This is a genomic window from Cupriavidus sp. 05N38, assembly GCF_056397345.1.
This window is the reverse complement of the sequence record NZ_JBFTNF010000038.1, coordinates 1-22,037: the sequence shown is the minus strand read 5'-3', so window position 1 is coordinate 22,037 and position 22,037 is coordinate 1. Positions and strand designations below refer to the sequence as shown.

Sequence of the window (22,037 nt, the reverse complement as noted above, 5' to 3'; positions counted from 1 at the left end):
ATGCCTAGAGTTTGCGCGCGAAGCTGAACTGCGAAAACGCCTGCTCGGCCACGTTGAACCATGCGGCCTCGTTGTTGCGGAACACGCGCCAGTCGTCGTAGATCTTCTTGAACGACGGGTTCTTGGCGGTCTCTTCGGCGTAGGCTTCCTGGGTAGCCTTGAAGCAGGCTTCCATGATTTCCTTGGAGAACGGGCGCRGCTTGACGCCGTTTTCCAGCAGGCGGGCCAGGGCTTGCGGATTGACCGCGTCGTACTTGGCCATCATGGTGGTGTGGGCCTCGATGGTGGCCGTTTCCAGCGCGCGCTTGTACAGCGACGGCAGCTTCTCGTATTCGGTGGCCGAGGCGTAGAACGACAGCTGCGCGCTGCCTTCCCACCAGCCCGGGTAGTAGTAGTACGGGGCCACCTTGTAGAAGCCGAGCTTCTCGTCGTCATAGGGGCCAACCCACTCGGCCGCGTCGATGGTGCCCTTTTCCAGCGCCGGGTAGATATCGCCGCCGGCGATCTGCTGCGGCACCACGCCCAGGCGCGACAGCACCACGCCGGCAAAACCGGCGATGCGGTACTTCAGGCCCTGCAGGTCCGCCACGGTCTTGATTTCCTTGCGGAACCAGCCGCCCATCTGGGCATTGGTGTTGCCGCCCAGGAAGTTGATGACGTTGTATTCCTTGAAGAACTCGCGCATCAGCTTCATGCCGTTGCCCTGCAGCATCCAGGCGTTCTGCTGGCGTGCGGTCAGGCCGAACGGGATGGTGGTGTCGAAGCACAGCGTCGGGTTCTTGCCGAAGTAGTAGTAGCCGGCCGTGTGGCCGATCTGCACCGTGTTGTTCTGCACGGCATCCAGCACCTGCAGGCCCGGCACGATCTCGCCCGCGGCGAAGACCTTGATGTTGAACTTGCCGTCGGTCAGTTCCTTGACCCGGGCGGACAGCAATTCAGCACCGCTAAAGATGGTGTCGAGTGATTTCGGGAAGCTCGAAGCCAGGCGCCATTCCACGGCCGGATTGCTGCCCACCACGGCCGGTGCACCGGCAACGGCGGCGGCCGGCGCCGCGGGTTTTTCTTCCTTGCCGCAAGCGGCCAGCGCGCCGGTGGCCGCCACGGCCGATGCCTTCAACAGAAAGGAACGACGTTCCATTACTTCTCCTCTTTATCGATTTTGTAGTGCGGCARCAGGACCGGGACAGCCCGCGTCTTGCGCGAACCTCCGCCCCCGTACCGAGACGCGCATGGAGCCGGGATACGGCTGCGGCGCAACAATGAGCCTGTTACGGAGACTTGCCATGGCAATGACGTATGCTGGCATGCCTTCGTAACAGGCTCGAGAGGCCGGCCCGTACCCGTCGGGCTAGCCCGCTGATTATAGCGGTGGCCCTTTCGCCACGGGGGGCCGGGAAAGTCCGGGTTTTCGCTAGGAGCGAGCCGCGGGAGAACACGACATGCGGAGTGGTGGACAGCATTTGCCATGCTGCGGCCGCACATGATGTCCCAGGTGCTTTCCGGTAGCCCTGACCCCGTTTTTCGTATGGTGAGAAGGCCGCTTCGCCGCGGATTTTGTAACCCCGCTTGCTGTCCAATTGCTCGACTGTTAAAAAATCACGCCTTGCCCGTATCGCCTATGTTGTTCGCCTCGCCTGTCCCCCGCTTCCCGCCGGATCGTCTCCCGCGCTGCCTCGTGCTGGCCATCCTGGCCACCTGGGGTTTGAATGCGTGCGCGCAGACGCCTGCCGGCGCGGATGTGACGCCGCCGGCGGTGCAGGCGACGCCGCACGGCGTTGCGAAGCAGTCGCTGGCAATGATTCCAGCGGCGGCGGAAAGTGATCCGCTGGCAGCACTGATCGCGGGCGCGCAAGACCCGGCGCCTGCCGCCGCACCTGCTGCACCGGCCGCACCGGCCGCACCGGCCACACCGGCCACACCGGCCACACCGGCCACATCCGCCCCACCTCCCGGCGCGGAGCCTCAAACAGCAGCCGGCGCTGCCGCATCCGGGGCAGTGGCCCCGCCGCCGCCCGCGCCCGCCAGCTGGGTCAATGCCGGCTTGTCTGACGATGGCACCGAACTCGCCGGGCCGCCCGATCCCGAATTCCCGCTGCAGCCCTACATAGCCCCGCCGCCGCCGGTGGTGCTGTTCCCCAAGCGCCTTGGCCAGTTCGTGGCGGAAACACCACCCAGGCTGCCGGACGGCGACGCCCCCGAAGCGCCCGCCGCGGAAGGTTTCTCCCTGGCCTCCCGATTGCCGGCCGACGATCCCGCCGGCGACCAGGTCTGGCGCCTGGGCTACAGCGGCCGCGCCGCCTACGATGACCGCACGACCACCACGCGCGCCTGCGCGGGCGGCGGCACGCCGTCCGCCGGCATCGGCGGGCTGGCCTGCCGCAGCACCGGCGAGGTCAAGGTGAAGGAATCGCTGTTCTCGCTCGATGGCGGCGCGCAGGTGCAGCTGGTGGCGCAGGCCAAGGGCACGGATGCCACCTCGGTCAATGGCCGCCCCGCCGCGGTCGACCCGTATGCGCTGCTGCCGCAGTTCTACACGGCGGTCAGCGGCCTTTCCGTGCTCGACGGCGCCACCATGTGGGCCGGCCGGCGCGAGGATTCGTCCTTCCTGATGTCGTCGGGGCTGCTGCCGCCCACTTCGCCGGCCATGCGTTTCGGCGTGGATAACGCGCGCTTCGGCGATATCGCGCTGAACTACCAGTACACCTCGCGCAACGATCTCAATGGTGCCAACCTGCCGAGCTACCATTCGCTGCGCACCGCGCCCATCAACACCAACGAGAAAGGTTCGGTGCAGCTGGGCTATACGCGCGTGGAAGCCGAGCCGCTGATAGCGCAGACCGGCAGCGCATGGTGGGTTTCCGCCATGCATGAACAGAAAGGCGTGCTGGCAGGCACCAACCGCTTCGGCATGCAGTTCGGCGAAGGCAGCCGCAACGCCCTCACCGGCTATACCGGCATGGGGCCGTCGCTGTCGCGCGTGCGCGTGGCGGAATCGATGGAGTGGAAGCGGGCTTCGGGCCTGGGACTGGCCGGCTCGGTGGAATCCAGCATGCAGTTCGACCGCTCGCCGGTGGGCACCCTGCAATGGACTGCCACGCGCGTGCGTCCGGCCTACATCGCCAGCGACCAGTTCAAGCTCACCTTCGAGGTCGCGCACGACCAGATCACCTCTGGCTTCGGCACCAGCGGCCAGCGCACCGCGCTGACGGTGGCGCCGACCTTCACGCTCGGCAAGGCTGCCGGTAACGCCAACCTGCGCGCGTTCTACACCTACAGCCGCGCCAGCGATGTCGACGGCATCGCCTTCACCGCGCCCTCGGACACCTGGGCGACGCAGAACTCCGGCTCGGTCTTCGGCGTACAGCTCAATCGGCGCTGGTAGGCGCCGCCCCGGCGCGCCACCTGGCACCGCGCCCTGCCCCCGGCAGGCTGCGGCGGGGCACGCCCAGCAGCCATTGGAACACCAGCGTGGCCCCCAGCCCGCCGGCCAGTTGCGCCAGCACGAAACCGGGTACATCGATGGCGCGGATACCGGTGAAGGTCGCCGTCAGCGCGCACCCGATGGTCAGTGCCGGATTGGCGAACGAGGTCGATGCCGTGAACCAGTATCCCGCCGTGATGTACGCTGCCACCGCGAACGGCACCACGCCAGGCCGGCTGCGCGCGGTGCCCATCGCCACGCCGATCAGGCCGAAGGTGGCAACGCATTCGCTCCACCACATCGATGCGCCGCTACGGCTTTGCGCCGACCAGGCCAGCATGGGCTCGCCGAACATCGCATGCGCACACATCACGCCGCCAACGGCACCGCCCACCTGCACCAGCGCATAGCGCCATGCATCGCGCGCGGCCAGTTCCCCGCGCAGCATCGCCGACAGGCTCACCACCGGGTTGAAATGCCCGCCCGACACCGGCCCCAGCGCAAGCAGCAGCGCGATCAGCCCGCCACCCGTGGCCAGCGCATTGGCCAGCAGCGCCAACGCGACATTGCCGCTCGCCAGCTGCTGCGCGCGAATGCCCGAGCCCACCACCACCGCTACCAGCAGGGCCGTACCCAATGCCTCCGCCACCAGGCGCCTGGCGAGCGGGACCGCAGGCGTGGGTACGCGCGGACTGCCGTCTTGCGGGCCAAGGGAGCGGACCGGGGCCGCGGTCACATCGTGGGAAGCGTGCATCGGGTTTGCAAAGGAGGGGCGCGGAGGAATCCAGCGCGAATGGCAGAGGGCGCAGTGTTCCGTTTTTCCGCCTGGAGCGTCAATGCATGTCCGGCATCTTATGAATGAACCGGAGGTATCGAATGTAGGAAGGGGTCGGTTTTCCGCAGGTATCGGGAATGCCCGATCTACTCCATGCGACGACGAATTTCGGCGCGCAGGATCAAATTCAAAAGGCGGATTTCAAGGGGAATTGACGCAATGCCGATAATCGCTGACGCGGCGGCACTCGAGCAGGAATTCGCGGCGGAATTCGTGCATGAACATTAGGCGGTGAGGGGCAACAATGCAAGCGCGCATGCGCCGCGCCACAGGATGGCGAGGCGTGCCTGAAGGGGCGTCGGGGACAAGGTGCGATGCAAGCTCGAAGGCGCTGTGCAGGCGCGCGTGATGCCCTCCTGCTCGACAGTGCAATACGTCGTGTTACGTCGCAATACAGTGCAATGCGGTGCAATACGCCGCCTTCGTCGCGACACGCTACGCTACGCCGCGACACGTCGATACGCAATCGTGCGCGCAGGCGCGCTGCGGGAAACGGAAGCCCATATGCAATTGCAAGCGCATGGGCGATATGCGCGGCGAATGCCCTGGGAAGGCACGGGCCATATGCTGGCCCCAATGAAAAAAGCCCAAGACCTTTTCAGATCTTGGGCTTTCTCATTAATGCTGGTGGCCTGGGACGGAATCGAACCGCCGACACAAGGATTTTCAATCCTCTGCTCTACCGACTGAGCTACCGGGCCAAAGAAGCGAAATAATAGCAGTGCTTTTTTGCCCGGTCAAGCACTGCCCGAAAAATAACTTACTGTTCCGCCGGCTCCGGCTTGTTGCGACCCAGTTCCACGCCGAGTTGCTTGAGCTTGCGGTACAGGTGGGTGCGTTCAAGGCCGGTTTTCTCGGCGACGCGGGTCATGCTGCCGTGTTCGCGCACCAGGTGGTACTCGAAATAGGCACGCTCGAACAGGTCGCGTGCTTCGCGCAGGGGCATGTCGAAGGAGAAATGCATCTCGGCTTCGGGCAAGCGTTGCGGGCTGCCGTTGACTGCCTCGGCAGCGGCCTCCGTGGCCACCAATGGTGCGGCTTCGCCGTTACTGGCGGTGGGCAGTGCGGTGCCGGCGCCAGCGCTTGCGCGCGGACGTTCGACGCCGCGTGCGAGCCCCTGCTCGACGGCGGACAGCAGCTTCTGCAGTGCGATCGGCTTCTCGAGGAAGTTGAGCGCACCGATCTTGGTCGCCTCCACCGCGGTATCGATGGTGGCATGGCCCGACATCATGATGACAGGCATGGAAAGCAGGCCCTGCGCCGACCACTCCTTGAGCAGCGTGACGCCGTCGGTATCGGGCATCCAGATGTCAAGCAGCACCAGGTCAGGCGTATTGCCGGCACGGTACTCACGCGCTTTCTGCGCGTTTTCTGCCACTTCGACCACATGGCCTTCGTCGCTGAGGATCTCCGAGAGCAACTCCCGGATACCCATTTCGTCGTCGACTACGAGGATGGTTGCCATACTTCCCCTCTTGACCCCACCGCGGCTCACCGGGTTCGGGGCCGCTACATTGTGACTATGCCAGTTTAACGAACAGGATGGAGATCTGCGCCCCGATGAGTTCGGTGCCCTCCATGCGATTGCGCAGTTCGATGCGGGCGCCGTGTTCGTCAATGATCTTCTTCACCATCGCGAGCCCCAGGCCGGTACCCTTGGCCTTGGTGGTCACGTAGGGTTCGAACGCGCGGCTGAGGATGCGCGGGGCGAAACCGGGACCGTTATCCGCAATGGTGAGCTTGACGGCCTGCCGGTCTTCGCCGGCAGAATCTTTGTATTCTACAGTCTCGGTGTGCAGAGCGATACGGGGCGCCGGACGGGCCGCCGCAACGTTGTCCGCCACCGCGTCCTGCGCATTCTGCAGCAGATTGTGAATCACCTGGCGCAACTGGGTCGGATCGCCCTTGATCTCGGGCAGGCCGGCCGCCAGCGCCGGATGAATCACGGCATGCTCGTGCACGCCGGCGTCGTCGATGCCGTACAGGTGCAGCACCTCGGCAACCAGGGCATTGATCTGCAGTGACTGCAACATCGCCGGCGGCGTGCGCGCGTAGTCGCGGAAGTCGTCGACCATGCGCTTCATGGCCGCCACCTGGTTGACGATGGTGGTGGCGCCACGCTTGAGCACGTCGGCATCGGGCCCCTCGAGCTTGGGCGAGAGCTTCATCTGCAGGCGCTCGGCCGAGAGCTGGATCGGGGTCAGCGGGTTCTTGATCTCGTGCGCGAGGCGCCGCGCCACTTCGCCCCACGCCACCGAGCGTTGAGCGGAAATCACATCGGAGATGTCGTCGAACACCACCACGTAGCCCGGCTCGTCGCGCTCGCCGACACTGCCACCCGGCAGCCGTGCTCCGCGCACCAGCAGCGTCAGCGCCTGTTCTTCGTCGCTCTGCGGCAGCTCGATCTGCTTTTGCCAGTGCTGCGAGCCGCCCAGCATCTCGCTGGTGCTCTGCTCGGAAAACGCTTGCCGCACGATGTCGCCGAACGCGCCGAGCACCGGGATGCCTTCGATGGGCTGGCCCAGCGCGCCGGCAAAGGGCTGGCGGAAGATGCGCTCGGCGCCGGGGTTGGCCGTGATCAGCACGAAGCGGCGGTCGAATACGAACACGCCGGCGGTCAGGTTCTGCAGCACGCTCTCCAGGTAGGCGGTGGATTTCTCCAGCGCGCTGCGGTTCTGTTCCACCGCGATGCGCGCCTCCGACAACTGGCGCGTCATCATGTTGAACTGCTGCGTGAGCATGCCGAGCTCGTCGCGGCTCTTGAGCTCGCGCTTGGGCGAGAGGTCGCCCTCGGCGACTTCCTTGGTCCCTTGCAGCAGCATCAGCAACGGCCGCGCCAGCTGGCCACCGAGCAGCAGCGCCAGCATCACGGCGATGAACACCGCGAGGAACAGCGTGAGCGTCAGCGTGCCGATATACATCTTGCGCAGGCCGGTGCGCCCGAGCGCCTTCTCCTGGTACTCCTGGTAGGCGCGCTGGACCTCGTCGGCATTGCGCGCCAGCGCCGTCGGCACGGGATGCACGACTTGCAGGTAGCGCTCTTCGCGCACGGTCTCGCCCATCAGGCCGAAGCCCGATGACGCGGCATCCTCGGGCCGGCGCTCCACCGACAGGCCGGAGCCGGCCCAGCGGCTGGCCAGGTTCAGCGGCGCCTTGGCGCCCGGCTGGCTGGCGGTGCCGGCGGGGCTCGCCGCGCTGGCCTGCGCCGTGGGCGCGGGGCCCAGCGGCACGATCACGCGCAGGCGGTAGAGGTGGCTGGCATCGGTGCGTTCGGGCGGGTGATGGCCATCGACGGCCGGGTCGGTGCCGCCTTCCACCGCGGCGTAGCCGCCGGCCAGGCGGGCCTGCTCTGCCAGCACGCCCGAGGGCAGGTCCGGCACCAGCGATGCATAGCTGCTCGAGGCCGTGGCGATCACGCGTCCGCTGCCGGTGAAGATCGCGGCTTCCTGCACGCCGTATTGCTCGCGCAACCGGTTGAGCTGCAGCGAGGTGGCCACGTTGGACGAACTGGTGAGCTGGTCGGCCATCAGCCGGGCCTTGCCCTGCAGGTCGGACAGCGCGCTGTCGATGGTGGAGCGGCCCAGGTTGAGGCCGGCCTCGAGCGCAGTCTCCACGCGCACGTCGAACCATGACTCGATGCTGCGCGAGACGAACTGCAGCGATACCAGGTAGATCAGCACGCCCGGCAGCACGCCCACCACGCCGAAGAACACGGCGAGCTTGGTCATCAGGCGCGTGCCGAACTTGCCGCGGCGATAGCGCAGCCACAAGGTCAGCGCCAGCGCACCGATGATCAGCACCAGCAGCACGCCGATCACCAGGTTGATCTTGAACAGCAGCGTGAAGTAGCGGTCGAAGAATTCCGTGTTGGCCGAGGCGCCGGCCAGCAGCGCCACCAGCACCAGCGCCAGGAAGACGATGATGCCCGCCACCACGCGATAGAGCACGCGCCGGAAGCGGCTGTCCCACAGGCTGTTGCTGGCGATCATGGCTGGCCCGGGGCCGGCTGCACCAGGGCGGTGGGCGACAGCGCCGTGGACACGGTCTGCGCGAACGGCACCGCGCGCGTTTCGCCGGCCACGGGCGCCGGAGCGGCCGATGCAGGGGCCGGCGCAGGTGGCGGCACTGGCACCACCGGCGGCGCGGGCGGCGGCGCCGGATACTCGGTAGGTACGGTGAAGCTGAAGCGGCGCCATTCCGAGGCGAGATTCCATTCGCGCGTGTTCACGGCGTTGATCTGGAATGGCTTGGGCAGCTGGGTCAGGTCCAGTCGCATGCGCGCCTCGGCCTGGTAGGTTTCGCCGGCCTTGACCATGCCGCGGTCGAATACGCGCCAGCCGCGCACGCGCTGGATGAACTGCAGCGCGCCCTTCAGGCGCGTGAACGGCAGTTGCAGCCCGCCGGTGGAGACGCGGTACTGGCGTGTGAGCGGATGGTAGGACAGCCGCACGCTGCGGCTGGCATTGACCGGCTTCTCGTCGAACCAGTACCAGCGCGGGCGCGTGAGCTGGAAATCGACCACGAAATAGAGCGAGATACCTTTGTTGAGCGCGTCCTCGAGCGGTGCCGGCAGGTCGAAATCGAAGCTTGCGGCGAGGTCGAAACCGCCATCCTGGTATTCGATGCGGGCCTCGTTGACTTCGATGACGTCGGCGCGCGCGCTACCCGGGAGCGCCGTCAGCGTCAGCAGCACGGTCAGCGCGACGGCTGCCGCGAACCACCACGATGCGAGCCAGGCGCGCGCGCCGCGCCTGCCGCGTGCACCATCCCGGCCACCGCCTGCCGCCACGCAACCGCACGCATTGTCGTCAGGGACGCGAAGGACGAACAAGCGCAGCGGGTTCGGCATTGGAATCGGTCGGGAGCGGTCAGGGTCGTTTCTGGAAGCGCGCGTAGAAGAAGCCGTCGTGATCGGAGGGCAGGCCTTCCTGGCTGGCACTCCCGCCGCCGGCCGCCTGGCCTCCATGGTCTCTACTGCCGGGCAGCATCTGGCCGGGCGCTTGCAATCGTATCGCATCTGGTAGCTGTGCACCAAACCAGCGCGCCTGCTCTTCCCCCTCCGTTGGGAAAATAGAACAGGTGACGTAGACCAGGATGCCGCCCGGCTTGAGCAGGTTCCACAGCTGGGAGACGATGCGCCGCTGCTCGGTCACCAGGCGCGCGATATCCACCTCGCGGCGCAGCCAGCGGATGTCCGGGTGGCGGCGCACGATGCCGGAGGCCGAGCATGGCACGTCGGCCAGGATGCGGTCGTAGGGCTGGCCATCCCACCAGTCCTGCGGGCGGCTCGCATCGCCCACCACCACCTTGGCCTGCTGGCCCAGGCGGGCCAGGTTCTCGTCGATGCGCGCGGCGCGCAGGGCATCGCTCTCGAGCGCGGTGACATCCACGCGGGCCAGCTCCAGGATGTGTCCGGTCTTGCCGCCGGGCGCGGCACAGGCATCGAGCACGCGCTGGCCGTCGGCCAGCTGGAGCAGCGGCGCGGCCAGCTGCGCGCCGGCGTCCTGCACCGAGACGTCGCCCTGGGCAAACCCGGGAATCTGCGACACCGGGAAGGCGCGCACCAGGCGTACCGCCTGCGTGCCGATGGCCGTGGCCGCCATGCCGGCATTGGCCACATGCGTGAGGTACTCAGGCACCGAGACGCGCGCGGTGTTGACGCGCAGGGTCATGGGCGGGCGCACATTGGCGCTTTCGGCAAGCGCCGTCCACTGCTCGGGATACGCCTCGCGCAGCATCTTCAGCCACCACGCAGGCAGGTTCCAGCGCGCCTCGTCGTCGCGGCGCACTTCGTCGAGCAGCGCGCGGCGCTCGCGCAGGAAACGGCGCAGCACGGCATTGACCAGCCCGCGCGCGTGCGCGGTCTTCGGTTCGGAGGCGGCCGCGCTGACGGCCTGGTCCACCACCGTGAACTCGGTGTAGCCGCCCTCGCCCTGCTCGTCTTCGACCAGCAGCGCCAGCGCCACCGCCAGCAACGAGTCCACCTGCGCGCCGGGCGGGCGCGTCACCAGCTTGGTGACCAGTGCGCGCGCCGTGCCGAACTGGCGCATGGTGCGGTAGGCCAGGTCCTGCAGCGCGCCGCGCGTGGCGGCATCGCGCACGCGGTCGAGGCGGAACTGCGCGGCGGCATTGTCGATGGCCAGCGGCAGCGCACTGCCTTCGTTGACGCCGCGTACGGCAGTCGCGGCAGCGAGCATCTGGAAGGCGAGGGATTCGTGTGGCAGGCGCATGACAGTGGGCAGCGAAGCGGTGAGGCAGTGATACGGAATGGCAAGGGACCCGGCCGCAAGCACTGGCGGCAAGACCCGACAGGCCGGACAGGCCCGGAACGGCCGGAAACGAACTGCCCGCCGTTTCCAGGGGAAGCACGGCGGGCAGTTTACCCTGTATGCGCCCCGGGCCGGCGTTTTTGCCGGCCTTCGGGGCGGCTCGGCGCGGGATCAGGCTCCGATCGGGCGCTGATCGGGCGCCATCACACCGGATAGGTGCCGGTTTGCGCCATCTGCATCAGGCGGGCGATCCGTTCCTCGGTGGCCGGGTGRGTCGARAACAGGTTGGCGATGCCGCCACCSGAGAGCGGGTTCATGATCATCATCTGCGCGGTGGCGGGGTGTTGCTCCGCGGTCTGGAACGGAATGCCCTGGGCGTAGCGGTGGATCTTGTCCAGCGCCATCGCCARCGCCTGCGGGTCGCCGCTGATGGTGGCGCCACCCCGGTCGGCCTCGAATTCGCGCGCGCGCGAGATGGCCATCTGGATCAGCGAGGCCGCCAGCGGCGCCAGGATCGCCACCGCGATGCTGGCGATGGGATTGCTACGGTTGCCGTTCTCGTCGCGCCCGCCGAAGAACATGGCGAAGTTCGCCAGCGCGGCGATGGCGCCGGCCATGGTGGCGGCAATGGTCGAAATCAGGATGTCGCGATGCTGCACATGGGCCAGCTCGTGCGCCATCACGCCGCGCAGCTCGCGCTCGGACAGCACGCGCAGGATGCCGGTGGTGGCCGCCACCGCGGCGTTCTCGGGGTTGCGGCCGGTGGCAAAGGCATTGGGCGCGTCCTCGTTGATCAGGTACACGCGCGGCATCGGCAATTGGGCGCGCTGCGCCAGCTCCTGCACCATGCCGTAGAACTGCGGTGCCGTGCTGGCATCGACCTCCTGCGCGTTATACATGCGCAGGACCATCTTGTCCGAGAACCAGTACGAGAAGAAATTCATGCCCAGCGCCATCACCAGCGCGAACATCATGCCGCTGCGGCCCCCGATCATGCCGCCGATGACGATGAACAGGGCCGTGATGGCCGCCATCAACATGAAGGTCTTGACCCAGTTGAACATTGCCTTGATCTCCGAAGAAGTCATTGCCGGCCGTGGTGCGCACGACCGGGCCGGCCAGTTCGCGCAAGCGCGGCGCGGTGATGTTTAGATGGGCGCCACAGGCGGAAATTCAACGGGTCGCTGCCTGAAAAACAGGCAGTGGCCCGGCCCTGGCTAGCGCTGCACCAGGGCCAGCCGGGCACCCAGGGCGATGAACGCCGCGCCGACAAAGCGATCCAGCCAGCACTTCAGGCGCGGCGCCTGCCCGACCTTGCGCGTCAGCGTGCCGGCCATCCAGGCCACCAGCCCGTTCCACAGCGTCGACATCAGCACCATCACCCCGCCCAGTGCCAGGAAGGCCGCGGCCTGGTGTCCCGCCTGCGGATCGACGAACTGCGGGAAGAAGGACACGAAGAACAGGATCACCTTCGGATTCAGCACATTGGTGAGGAAACCCTGCATGAACAGCGAGCGCAAGCCGCGCGAGCCCGGCGGCACGGTGGCGGCCGCCTCGGCGCGGCCTGGCGCCTGCCGTTGCCAGATCAGGCGCAGGCCCAGCCACACCAGGTAGGCGGCGCCGGCGAACTTGATGACGGTAAAGGCCGTGGCCGAGGCCGCCAGCAGCGCGGTCAGGCCAAAGGCGATGGCCACCGAGTGCACGCAGCAGCCGGCGCTGACGCCAAGTGCCGAAACCACGCCGGCCGCCCTGCCTTGCGCGACGCTGCGGCCGACGATATACGCCGTATCCGGGCCCGGCGTCACATTGAGCAGGAATACGGCGCCGACGAACAAGGGGAAGTCAGTAATGCCTAGCATCGGGGGCTCCTGGCGGCGAAAGCGGGTCGGGGTGCCTGGCGGACTATGCCGCGCCTTCGGGCAAGGCGCAGCGCGTGCCCGGCGGCAGCGGCATGCCTTGCAGGAACTGCTGCGCCGGCAGGCGGCGCCCGCCCGGCTTCTGCAGCTCGGTCACGCGCAGCGCGCCGTCGCCGCAGGCGATCACCACGCCGCCGGCGTCGGCCGCCAGCACCGTGCCCGGCGCCTCGCCCGCGCCCGCCGCGGGCAGCGCATCGGCCTGCCAGCACTTGATGACGGTCTGGCCGACCTGCAGCGTGGCGCCCGGGAACGGGTTGAAGGCGCGCACCTGCGCGGCCAGCGCCGTGGCGGGGCGGCGCAGGTCCAGCGGGGCTTCGTCCTTGCCGATCTTCTCGGCGTAGGTGACGCCCTCGGCGGGCTGCGGCGTGGCCGGCAGGCGCTCGCCGGCGGCCAGGCGGCGCAGCGCCTCCACCACCATGCGGCCGCCCAGCGCGGCCAGGGTGTCGTGCAGCGCGGCGGTGGTGTCGTGCGCAGAGATGGGCACGGCCTCCAGCGTCAGCATGTCGCCGGTGTCCAGGCCTTCGTCCATCTGCATGAGCGTGATGCCGGTCTGCGTGTCGCCGGCCTCGATGGCGCGGTGGATCGGCGCGGCGCCGCGCCAGCGCGGCAGCAGCGAGCCATGGATATTGAGGCAGCCCAGGCGCGGCAGCGCCAGCACCTCGGCCGGCAGGATCAGGCCGTAGGCGGCCACCACCATCACGTCCGGCGCGATCTGCGCCAGCRCATCGACGGCGGCGCCGGCTTCCTCGGGATACTTGCCGTGGCGACGCAGGGAACGCGGCTGCAGCACCGGCGCCAGGCCATGCTCCAGCGCGTACTGCTTGACCGGGCTGGCCTGCAACTGCAGGCCGCGCCCGGCGGGGCGGTCCGGCTGGCTGAGCACCGCCACCACCGGAAAGCCGGCCTCGTGGATGGCGGCCAGCGCCACCCGGGCGAATTCGGGCGTGCCGGCGAAGGCGACGCGCAGCGGCGCGGGCTGGCTGGCTGGTTGGGACACGTCTGACATGGAGCGCTCCGGCGTAAAGCGGCACCGGCCGCATCAGCGGCCGGCGAGGGAATCATCGGGAAGGCAATACGATAGCAGAGCGCGCCGGAGCGGCGAAGCCGCCGGCTGTTCTTGCGAGATTGCTTCGGCATTCAGGGCGAAGCGCAGCGGTTCTGGCCTGGCGCGTGGCCGCAGGCAGCACAAGCGGTACGACAAGGCCGCGCAATGGCGCCAGCACCGTTGCGCAGCCGCCCGGGCCTACATGCGGCTGCGTTCGCGCTTGTGCAGCTTGGACTTGATGCGCTGGACCTTCAGCGGCGACAGGTATTCCACGAAGACCTTGCCCTTGAGGTGGTCCATCTCGTGCTGGATGCACACGGCCAGCAGGTCGTCCGCGTCCAGCTCGAAGGTCTCGCCCTTCTCGTTCAGGGCGCGCACGCGCACGCGGTCCGGGCGTTCCACGCGGTCATAGACCTCGGGCACCGACAGGCAGCCTTCTTCCCACACCTTGCGGTTATCGCTGGCCCAGGTGATTTCCGGGTTGATGAAGACGCGCAGTTCGTCGCGGCTTTCGGAGATGTCGATCACCACCACCTGCTCGTGCACGTTCACCTGTGTCGCGGCCAGGCCGATGCCCGGCGCCTCGTACATGGTCTCGGCCATGTCATTTACCAGCTGGCGGATGCGGTCGTCCACCGCGGCAACCGGTTTTGCCACGATATGCAGGCGGGGATCGGGGTAGGTCAGGATATCGAGTTTGGCCATGATGCTGGGGCGCAACGCCCCCACTGCTCACACATGTGGCCCGCGTTGCGGCAACGGGTGTTTACATGCAGAATCGGGGCGCAAGTACAAAAATTCAAGGCGCGTCGCAGCAGGCGCGCTCTCCAGGGTCAATCCGGCTGTTCTGCCAGCCGGTTCGAGAAAATGCGCGATCTTACCAAAGAACACCAGGCGGCGCCGGGCCGCAGGACGTACGCGTTTGCCTGTTCAATGCTGTGTGCGGCTGGCATCACTGTCGCTACGGGGGCGATGGTCCAGGCTGCCGAACTGGTCGTCACCCCTGCCCAGCAGGCGCGGGCGTCGACCACGGCGCAGCAAGGCATACCCGCCGCCGACCTGGCCGCGAACGCGCCCACCCAATATGTGGTGCGCGGCGGCGATACGCTGTGGGGCATCTCCGGGCGCTTCCTGCGCCAGCCCTGGCGCTGGCCCGAACTGTGGGGCATGAACCGGCAGCAGATCCGCAACCCGCACCTCATCTATCCGGGCCAGGTCCTGTACCTGATCCAGCGTGACGGCCGGGCCTGGCTCTCGACCACGCCCGCGGCGGGCGACACGGTGCGCCTCACTCCGGCCGTGCGTTCCGAGGGCGGCCCCGACGGCGCCATTGCCAGCATCCCCGCCAAGGACATCGAGCCCTTCCTGATCCGCCCGCAGGTGGTCGACGAGGGCACGCTGCAGACGTCCGCGCGCATCATCGGCCTGCCCGAGTCGCGCGTGTACCTCGGCATGGGCGACACCGCCTACGCGCGCGGCATCTCCCCGCCCGAGGCCGTGGTCGGCAGCGACTGGCAGGCGTTCAAGCCGGTCAGGCCGATCAAGGATCCCGTCACCGGCCAAGTGCTGGCTTTCGAGGCAGAGTACCAGGGCAACGTGCGCATCTCGCGCCCGCCGGAAGGCTTCGAGGCCGTCACCACGCTCAAGGTCACCCAGGCCCAGCAGGAAATGGGCACGGGCACGCTATTGATGCCGCAACCCGCTCGCGAGGCCGTGCGCTATATCCCGCACGCACCGGATGCCCTGCTCGACGGCCGCATCGCGGCGGTCTACGGCGGCGTGCAGTTTGGCGGCGCCAAGCAGGTGGTGGTGCTCAACCTGGGCACCGCGGCCGGGCTCGAACCCGGCCATGTGGTGGCGCTGTCGCGCGCGGGCCTGGTGGTGCGCGACCGCACCGATGGCAACCGCCCGGTCCAGTTGCCCGATGAGCGCTACGGCCTGGCCTTCGTGTTCCGGGTCTTCCCTGGCGTTGCGTACGCCCTGGTCACCGACGCCTCGAATGCGATCGAGGTGGGCGACCACGTCACATCGCCGCGTTGAGCGCATGGCCAGCAGCCGGCCCGGGCGCGGCGCCGGCCGCCGTGCCTGACGCCGTGCCTGGCGCCGTGCCAGACGCCGCCGAGATCGCGGCCTGGCTGCGGCTGACCCAGGCGCCGGGTCTTGGCAAGGCCGGGGTGCGGCAGCTGCTGGCGGCCTTCGGGCTGCCGCAGCAGCTGTTCGCGCTGGACTTCGCCACCCTGTCCCGGGTCATACCCGCCAGGCAGGCCCGCGCCCTGCTGGCGGACCCCGACGCGGCCACGCTGGCGCTGATCGAGCGCACCGTGGCCTGGGCCGGCGAACCCGGCAACCATCTGCTGACTCTGGCCGATGCGGCCTACCCGCGCGCCTTGCTGGATCTGTCCGATCCGCCCCCCATGCTCTACGTGAAAGGCCGGCCCGAGGCGCTGGCCGGCCCGGCCGTGGCCATGGTGGGCGCGCGCAATGCCACCGTGCAGGGCGTGGAGGATGCGCGGCGCTTTGCCACCGTGCTGTCCCGGGCCGGGCTGACCGTGGTCTCGGGCATGGCGCTGGGCATCGATGGCGCCGCCCATGACGGCGCGCTCGCCGGCCCCGGCGGCACCGTGGCGGTGATCGGCACCGGCGCCGACCTGGTCTACCCGGCGCGCCACCGCGAGTTGGCCCACCGCATCGCAGCCGAAGGTGCGATCGTCAGCGAGTTTGCGCTTGGCGCGCCGGGACGCAGCCAGCATTTTCCCCAGCGCAACCGCATCATCGCTGCGCTGGCGCGTGGCGTGCTGGTGGTGGAGGCGGCGGCGCGCTCGGGCTCGCTGATCACGGCACGGCTTGCCGCCGAGCTCGGGCGCGAGGTCTACGCCATGCCCGGCTCGATCCACGCCCCCTTGTCCAAGGGTTGCCACCTGCTGATCCGGCAGGGAGCCAAGCTGGTCGAGACTGCGCAGGACGTGCTGGAGGAGCTCGGCATGGAAGCCGGCGGCGTGCCGCGCGTGGCGCCAGCGCAGGTGCCGCGGCTGGACGACCTGCTGGGTCAGGCGCTCACCCACGATCCGGTCACGCTGGACGCGCTGTGCGCGCGCTGCGCCCTGCCGCCCGAGCAGCTGGCGGCCACCCTGCTGGCGCTGGAGCTGGAGGGCGCGGTGGAGCGCCTGCCCGGCAACGTTTACCGGCGCATCGGGTGAGCGCGCCGAACGGTTTTCCCGCCGCCCGCTACAATCAAACGATTCCCGTGCCTGAAAAGGCTCATGTTTATTCCGCCATGACCGTTTACTTTCCGGAGCACAATGCGGGCGAGATCGCCCAGGCGCTGGCAGCGCGTCCGCAAGGCCGCCTGGTGGCCTGCCTGTGCGCCGAGTGGTGTGGCACCTGCAAGGACTACCTGGAGGCGCTGCGGCGGCTGGCGGCGCGTTTCCCGCAAGACTGCTTTGTCTGGATCGATATCGAGACCCACGCCGACCGGCTTGGCGACCTCGACATCGAGAATTTCCCGACCGTGCTGGTACAGCCTGCGGCCGGTGGCGCGCCGCAGTTCTACGGCACGTTGCTGCCGCATATCGAAGTGCTCGAACGCATGCTGGCGCGCGGCGCCGCCATGCGGCTTGCAGCCGGCACGGAGCTCCCGGAGGTGCTCGAGTGGCTGCAGGCCGGAGACAGCAACGCCTAGCCGGCGGGGCGGGCCGGATGGCACCGCCCGGGGGCAGCGACGCACGGGCCAGCTTGCACCGCCGTCGAAACCGCGCTTATTATTGGCGCCTCAAAGCCCAGGCTCGCTGTTTACATATAGTGCATAGCCTTCAGTGGCAATAATTCGCAGGCCGCCAGTGAGCGGCCAGCAAGGACCCGATCCATGTCAAAAGCCCTCATCATCGCGGAAAAGCCATCGGTTGCGGCCGATATCGCCCGTGCCCTCGGGGGCTTTACCAAGCATGACGAATACTTCGAAAGCGACGAATACGTCCTTTCGTCGGCCGTCGGCCACCTGGTTGAGATTGCCGCCCCGGACGAATACGAGGTCAAGCGGGGCAAGTGGAGCTTCGCCAACCTGCCGGTGATCCCGCCCCACTTCGACCTGCGCCCGATCGCCAAGACCGAGTCGCGCCTCAAGGTGCTGAACCGCCTCATCAAGCGCAAGGACGTCACCGGGCTGGTGAACGCCTGCGACGCGGGGCGCGAGGGCGAACTGATCTTCCGCCTGATCCAGCAGCAGGCCAAGGCCCGCCAGCCGGTGCAGCGCCTGTGGCTGCAGTCGATGACGCCGCAGGCCATCCGCGACGGTTTCGCCCGCCTGCGCGACGACGCCGACATGCTGCCGCTGGCCGATGCCGCGCGCTGCCGCTCCGAGGCCGACTGGCTGGTGGGCATCAACGGCACGCGCGCCATGACGGCCTTCAACAGCAAGGGCGGCGGCTTCTTCCTGACCACCGTGGGCCGGGTGCAGACCCCGACGCTGTCGATCGTGGTGGAGCGCGAGGAGAAGATCAAGAAGTTCGTCCCGCGCGACTACTGGGAAGTGCGCGCCGAGTTCATCGCCGCCGCGGGCCTGTATGAAGGCCGCTGGTTCGATCCCAAGTTCAAGAAGAACGAGTTCGATCCCGAGGCGCGCGAATCGCGCCTGTGGAGCGAGGCCGAGGCCAAGAGCATCGTGGTGGCCTGCCGCGACAAGACCGGCACCGTCACCGAGGAATCCAAGCCCTCCACGCAGCAGTCGCCGGCCCTGTTCGACCTGACCACGCTGCAGCGCGAGGCCAACTCCCGCTTTGGCTTCTCGGCCAAGAACACGCTCGGCCTGGCGCAGGCGCTGTACGAAAAGCACAAGGTGCTGACCTACCCGCGTACCGACGCGCGCGCGCTGCCCGAGGACTACCTGGACACGGTCAAGCAGACCATGGACATGCTGGCCGACAGCTCGCCGAACTACCTGCCGCATGCCAAGAAGGTGCTGGCCAGCGGCTGGATCAAGCCGAACAAGAAGATCTTCGACAACAGCAAGATCAGCGACCACTTCGCCATCATCCCGACGCTGCAGGCGCCGAAGAACCTGTCGGAGCCGGAGCAGAAGCTGTACGACCTGGTGGTGCGCCGCTTCCTGGCAGTGTTCTTCCCGGCGGCCGAGTTCCTGGTCACCACGCGCGTCACCGAGGTGGCGGGCCATCATTTCAAGACCGAGGGCAAGGTGCTGGTCAACCCGGGCTGGCTCGTGGTCTACGGCCGCGAGTCCCAGGGCGACGAGTCCAACCTGGTGGCGGTGGCCAAGGACGAGCGGGTCAAGGTCGACAAGGTCGATTCGGTCGGCCTGACCACCAAGCCGCCCGCCCGCTATAACGAAGCCACGCTGCTGTCCGCCATGGAAGGCGCTGGCAAGCTGGTGGACGACGACGCGCTGCGCGAGGCCATGGCCGGCAAGGGCCTGGGTACGCCAGCCACGCGCGCGGCCATCATCGAAGGCCTGCTCGCCGAGAAATACCTGGTGCGCGAAGGCCGCGAACTGATTCCCACCGCCAAGGCCTTCCAGCTGATGACGCTACTGCGCGGCCTGGGCGTGCTGGAGCTGACCCAGGCCGAGCTGACCGGCGAATGGGAGCACAAGCTGTCGCAGATCGAACGCGGCGGCCTGAAGCGCGACGAGTTCATGCGCGAGATCGCGCAGATGACGCAGCAGATCGTCAAGCGTGCCAAGGAATACGACAGCGACACCATCCCGGGCGACTACGCCACGCTGGCCACGCCGTGCCCGCAGTGCGGCAGCCAGGTCAAGGAGAACTACCGCCGCTTTGCCTGCACGGCTTGCGAGTTCTCCATCAGCAAGATCCCGGGCGGGCGCCAGTTCGAGATCGACGAGGTGGAAGAACTGCTGCTGAAGAAGGAAATCGGTCCGCTGCAAGGCTTCCGCAGCAAGATGGGCCGGCCCTTCGCCGCCATTCTGAAGCTGGGCCGCGACGACGAAGGCCATTACAAGATGGAATTCGACTTCGGCCAGAACGACGACGACAACGACGGCGAGCCGGTGGATTTCACCGGCCAGGAATCGGTCGGCGCCTGTCCCAAGTGCGCCGGCGCTGTGTACGAGCACGGCATGAAGTACGTGTGCGAGAACGCCGTGGCCAGCCCGAAGACCTGCGATTTCACCACCGGCAAGATCATCCTGCAGCAGGAGATCTCGCGCGAGCAGATCGGCAAGCTGCTGGGCGCGGGCCGCACCGACCTGCTGACCGGCTTCAAGTCCTCGCGCACCGGGCGCAACTTCAAGGCCTACCTGGCCAAGCAGCCGGACGGCAAGATCGGCTTCGAGTTCGAGGCACGCGAACCCAAGGCGGGCGCGAAGGGCGCGGCGGCGAAGACGGCTGCCGCCAAGAGCGGCGGCGACGAAGCACAGGCCGAGGAAAAGGCCGGCAAGGCGCCGGCCAAGGCCGCCACCAAGACGGCGGCCAAGGCACCGGCAAAGAAGGCGCCCGCGGCCAAGAAGGCCGCTGCCAAGGCGCCAGCTGCCAAGCGCGCCACCGGCAAGTCGCGCACCGGCGACGAAGCCACGGCCGACGCCGAGGAGTAAGTCCGCGGCGCGGGCGGTGCCAATGTGGCGCCGCCCGCGCCAACCGCACCGGGCTGGCTAGACCTGGTGCTTGCTGCGCTCCATGCCATCCGCCAGCAGAAAATCGATAAAAGCGCGCACCTTGGTCGGCAGGAACTTGCGGCTGGGGTAGACCACGCTGACGTCGCGCCGTGGCAACTGGTACTGCGGCAGGATGTGCGTCAGCCTTCCGGACTCGATATTGGGCCGCGCCAGGTAGGACGACAGCATGGCCACGCCCATGTCGGCCAGGGCCGCCTGGTGCGCCAGTTCCGCATTGCTGCACAGCAGGCTGGGCCGGATCGGCACCGTCACTTCGCCCTCGGGCCCCGACAGCGTCCACTCATGCTCCGCCGTGGGCAGGCGCATCGCAATGCAGCGGTGATGGCTGAGTTCGTGCGCGTGGCGCAGCGGCGCGTGCTGGCGCAGGTAGCCCGGCGAGGCGCACAGGATGATCTCGGCGGAAATCAGGGGACGCGCCACCAGGTGCGAGCCTAGCCCCAGGTCCGACAGCACCACGCCTACGTCGCGGCCTTCTTCCACGATATCGACAATGCGGTCGGACAACTGCACGTCGAACACCACATCCGGGTACATGGCCTGGAAACGGGCCAGCGCTTCCGGCAGCAGGTGCAGGCCGAACATCACCGGGGCCACCAGCCGCAGCGTGCCTGACAGCGACTGGCTGCGCGCCGTTACCACCGATTCGGCCTCTTCCACGTCCTCCAGGATCTGCTGGCAACGCTGCAGATAGGTCTCTCCGGCGTCCGTGAGCGACAAGCTACGGGTCGTGCGGTTGAGCAGCCGGGTGCCCAGATGGCTCTCCAGGTCGGCCACGTAGCGCGTCACCACGGCATTGGACATTTCCAGTTGCTGCGCTGCACGTGCAAAGCTGCCCAGCTCCACTACTTTGGAAAAGACGCGCATCGATTGCAGCCGGTCCATGACATAGTCTCCAGTCTTGCTCGTGAACTCTTACGGATTGTGGGCTATTTATTGCGAAAACTAGAACTAATCATTGTCCGCAACAATATTTATTCATATGAGGGAAATGCCTAATATCGAGCCATCGGATGCCGCATTGCAGCGAAGCTGCTGAAAAAAAGAGCCGGTGTCCTCGCCAGTGGAAAGGAACCATCATGAAGACCCAACGTTTTGCCCTGATCGCCGCTGCCGCCACGCTCGCCGCCACCCTGTCGGCCGCGCCCGCGTTTGCCAAGAGCGGCAAGTTCGATGTGTTCGCCGATGGCGCCCGCATCACCCAGACTTCGGTGTACAGCAACGGTGGCAAGACCGGCAAGTTCGACAGCTTCACCGATGGCGCCCGCGCCGGTAAGTTCGACCCGTTCACCGACGGTGCCAAGGTCGGCAAGTTCGACCCGTACACCGACGGCGCCAAGGGCGGCAAGTTCGACGTCTTCACCGACGGCGCCGCTGCCCTGTAAGGCAGCCTGCCCGTTGGCCGGGGCCGCCCGTGGCGGCCCCGCCCCATTCGGCTGATCTCCACAGGCCGGTGGGGAGGGAGCGCAAGCGCTCTCCCCGCATCTAACGGAGAACACGCCCGTACCGCGCCGGTACGGGCGTGTTTGTTTTTGGGCTCCACACCGGGGCTCCACCCCGGGGCTCCGCATTGAGGGTCCGCAAAACCGGTTCCGCAAACCCGGTCCCGCATCGCGCCGGCGAAGCGGCATGAACGTGATCCATGATACCCCCGGCATGGCCCGCATTCGTGCACCGCTTCCCCGTGCCTGGTCGAGCGCCCACCCGGGCCAATGAAAAACGGGCCCCTCGGGGCCCGTTTTGCTGCTGATCGTCCGATCCTGCCGATCAGTCGTCGTGGTGGTGATGCTTGTGCTTGCGCTTGTAGCCGCCACGATAGCCGCCACGATAGCCGCGGCCGCGGTCATCGTCGTAGGAATTGCTGCGCGACACATTGCCGCCCAGCGCCGCGCCCGCGCCGCCGCCCACGGC

General features: G+C 67.8%; 17 protein-coding genes and 1 tRNA gene. 6 read left to right on the top strand and 12 right to left on the bottom strand.

Annotation, left to right across the window (positions count from 1 at the left end; translation table 11 throughout):
• Positions 1 to 4: 4 nt before the first annotated feature.
• Positions 5 to 1,138 (bottom strand): TRAP transporter substrate-binding protein, encoded by a 1,134-nt coding sequence (locus tag AC1DK4_RS25060; protein ID WP_477131841.1) that lies wholly within the window; start codon positions 1,136 to 1,138, stop codon positions 5 to 7.
• 480 nt (positions 1,139 to 1,618) lie between these two features.
• On the opposite strand from AC1DK4_RS25060, the gene AC1DK4_RS25055 reads away from it, so the two are divergent.
• Positions 1,619 to 3,382, top strand: a complete 1,764-nt coding sequence (locus tag AC1DK4_RS25055; RefSeq protein WP_441612844.1) for a carbohydrate porin — start codon at positions 1,619 to 1,621, stop codon at positions 3,380 to 3,382.
• Here AC1DK4_RS25055 and AC1DK4_RS25050 read toward each other — a convergent pair.
• The 10 genes from AC1DK4_RS25050 to def all read right to left on the bottom strand — a co-directional run bounded on the left by AC1DK4_RS25050 (position 3,366) and on the right by def (position 14,191).
• Positions 3,366 to 4,175, bottom strand: a complete 810-nt coding sequence (locus AC1DK4_RS25050; protein ID WP_441612843.1) for an aquaporin — start codon at positions 4,173 to 4,175, stop codon at positions 3,366 to 3,368. The two genes, AC1DK4_RS25055 and AC1DK4_RS25050, sit on opposite strands and share 17 nt — an antisense overlap.
• A 706-nt stretch (positions 4,176 to 4,881) precedes the next feature.
• Positions 4,882 to 4,957 (bottom strand) — tRNA-Phe (locus AC1DK4_RS25045).
• Between the two features lie 59 nt (positions 4,958 to 5,016).
• Positions 5,017 to 5,721: a response regulator gene (locus tag AC1DK4_RS25040; protein ID WP_441612842.1), complete on the bottom strand. Its 705-nt coding sequence runs from the start codon at positions 5,719 to 5,721 to the stop codon at positions 5,017 to 5,019.
• A 55-nt stretch (positions 5,722 to 5,776) separates the two neighbouring features.
• A complete protein-coding gene (locus AC1DK4_RS25035) occupies positions 5,777 to 8,245 on the bottom strand; it encodes a sensor histidine kinase (RefSeq protein WP_441612841.1) in 2,469 nt (822 codons plus the stop codon).
• Positions 8,242 to 9,105 (bottom strand): DUF4390 domain-containing protein, encoded by an 864-nt coding sequence (locus tag AC1DK4_RS25030; protein ID WP_441612840.1) that lies wholly within the window; start codon positions 9,103 to 9,105, stop codon positions 8,242 to 8,244. Before AC1DK4_RS25030 ends, AC1DK4_RS25035 begins: the two co-directional genes overlap by 4 nt.
• A gap of 19 nt (positions 9,106 to 9,124) precedes the next feature.
• A complete protein-coding gene (gene rsmB, locus AC1DK4_RS25025) occupies positions 9,125 to 10,486 on the bottom strand; it encodes a 16S rRNA (cytosine(967)-C(5))-methyltransferase RsmB (RefSeq protein ID WP_441612839.1) in 1,362 nt (453 codons plus the stop codon).
• Positions 10,487 to 10,728: 242 nt separating this feature from the next.
• Entirely contained in the window at positions 10,729 to 11,589 is an 861-nt protein-coding gene (gene htpX, locus AC1DK4_RS25020) for a zinc metalloprotease HtpX (RefSeq protein WP_441612838.1), read from the bottom strand.
• A gap of 153 nt (positions 11,590 to 11,742) precedes the next feature.
• Positions 11,743 to 12,384 (bottom strand): LysE family translocator, encoded by a 642-nt coding sequence (locus tag AC1DK4_RS25015; RefSeq protein ID WP_441612837.1) that lies wholly within the window; start codon positions 12,382 to 12,384, stop codon positions 11,743 to 11,745.
• 43 nt (positions 12,385 to 12,427) lie between these two features.
• Positions 12,428 to 13,447 (bottom strand): methionyl-tRNA formyltransferase, encoded by a 1,020-nt coding sequence (fmt, locus tag AC1DK4_RS25010; protein ID WP_477131840.1) that lies wholly within the window; start codon positions 13,445 to 13,447, stop codon positions 12,428 to 12,430.
• A 237-nt stretch (positions 13,448 to 13,684) separates the two neighbouring features.
• Entirely contained in the window at positions 13,685 to 14,191 is a 507-nt protein-coding gene (gene def, locus AC1DK4_RS25005; protein ID WP_441612835.1) for a peptide deformylase, read from the bottom strand.
• Between the two features lie 162 nt (positions 14,192 to 14,353).
• On the opposite strand from def, the gene AC1DK4_RS25000 reads away from it, so the two are divergent.
• The 4 genes from AC1DK4_RS25000 (at position 14,354) to AC1DK4_RS24985 (ending at position 20,048) form a co-directional block, all read left to right on the top strand.
• Positions 14,354 to 15,526, top strand: coding sequence for a LysM peptidoglycan-binding domain-containing protein (locus tag AC1DK4_RS25000; protein WP_441612834.1), 1,173 nt, complete (start codon positions 14,354 to 14,356; stop codon positions 15,524 to 15,526).
• Between the two features lie 41 nt (positions 15,527 to 15,567).
• Positions 15,568 to 16,683, top strand: a complete 1,116-nt coding sequence (dprA, locus tag AC1DK4_RS24995) for a DNA-processing protein DprA (RefSeq protein WP_441649827.1) — start codon at positions 15,568 to 15,570, stop codon at positions 16,681 to 16,683.
• 77 nt (positions 16,684 to 16,760) lie between these two features.
• A complete protein-coding gene (locus AC1DK4_RS24990) occupies positions 16,761 to 17,165 on the top strand; it encodes a thioredoxin family protein (protein ID WP_441612832.1) in 405 nt (134 codons plus the stop codon).
• Between the two features lie 183 nt (positions 17,166 to 17,348).
• The gene (locus AC1DK4_RS24985) at positions 17,349 to 20,048 is read left to right on the top strand and encodes a DNA topoisomerase III (RefSeq protein ID WP_441649826.1); all 2,700 of its coding nucleotides are present in this window, start codon (positions 17,349 to 17,351) and stop codon (positions 20,046 to 20,048) included.
• 57 nt (positions 20,049 to 20,105) lie between these two features.
• Here AC1DK4_RS24985 and AC1DK4_RS24980 read toward each other — a convergent pair whose 3' ends face one another.
• Positions 20,106 to 21,011 carry a LysR family transcriptional regulator gene (locus AC1DK4_RS24980; RefSeq protein WP_441649825.1) on the bottom strand — a complete coding sequence of 302 codons (906 nt, stop codon included), beginning with the start codon at positions 21,009 to 21,011 and terminating at the stop codon, positions 20,106 to 20,108.
• Positions 21,012 to 21,205: 194 nt separating this feature from the next.
• Between AC1DK4_RS24980 and AC1DK4_RS24975 the strand changes: the two genes are divergently transcribed.
• Positions 21,206 to 21,511 carry a hypothetical protein gene (locus tag AC1DK4_RS24975; protein ID WP_441612829.1) on the top strand — a complete coding sequence of 102 codons (306 nt, stop codon included), beginning with the start codon at positions 21,206 to 21,208 and terminating at the stop codon, positions 21,509 to 21,511.
• Positions 21,512 to 22,037: the final 526 nt, after the last annotated feature.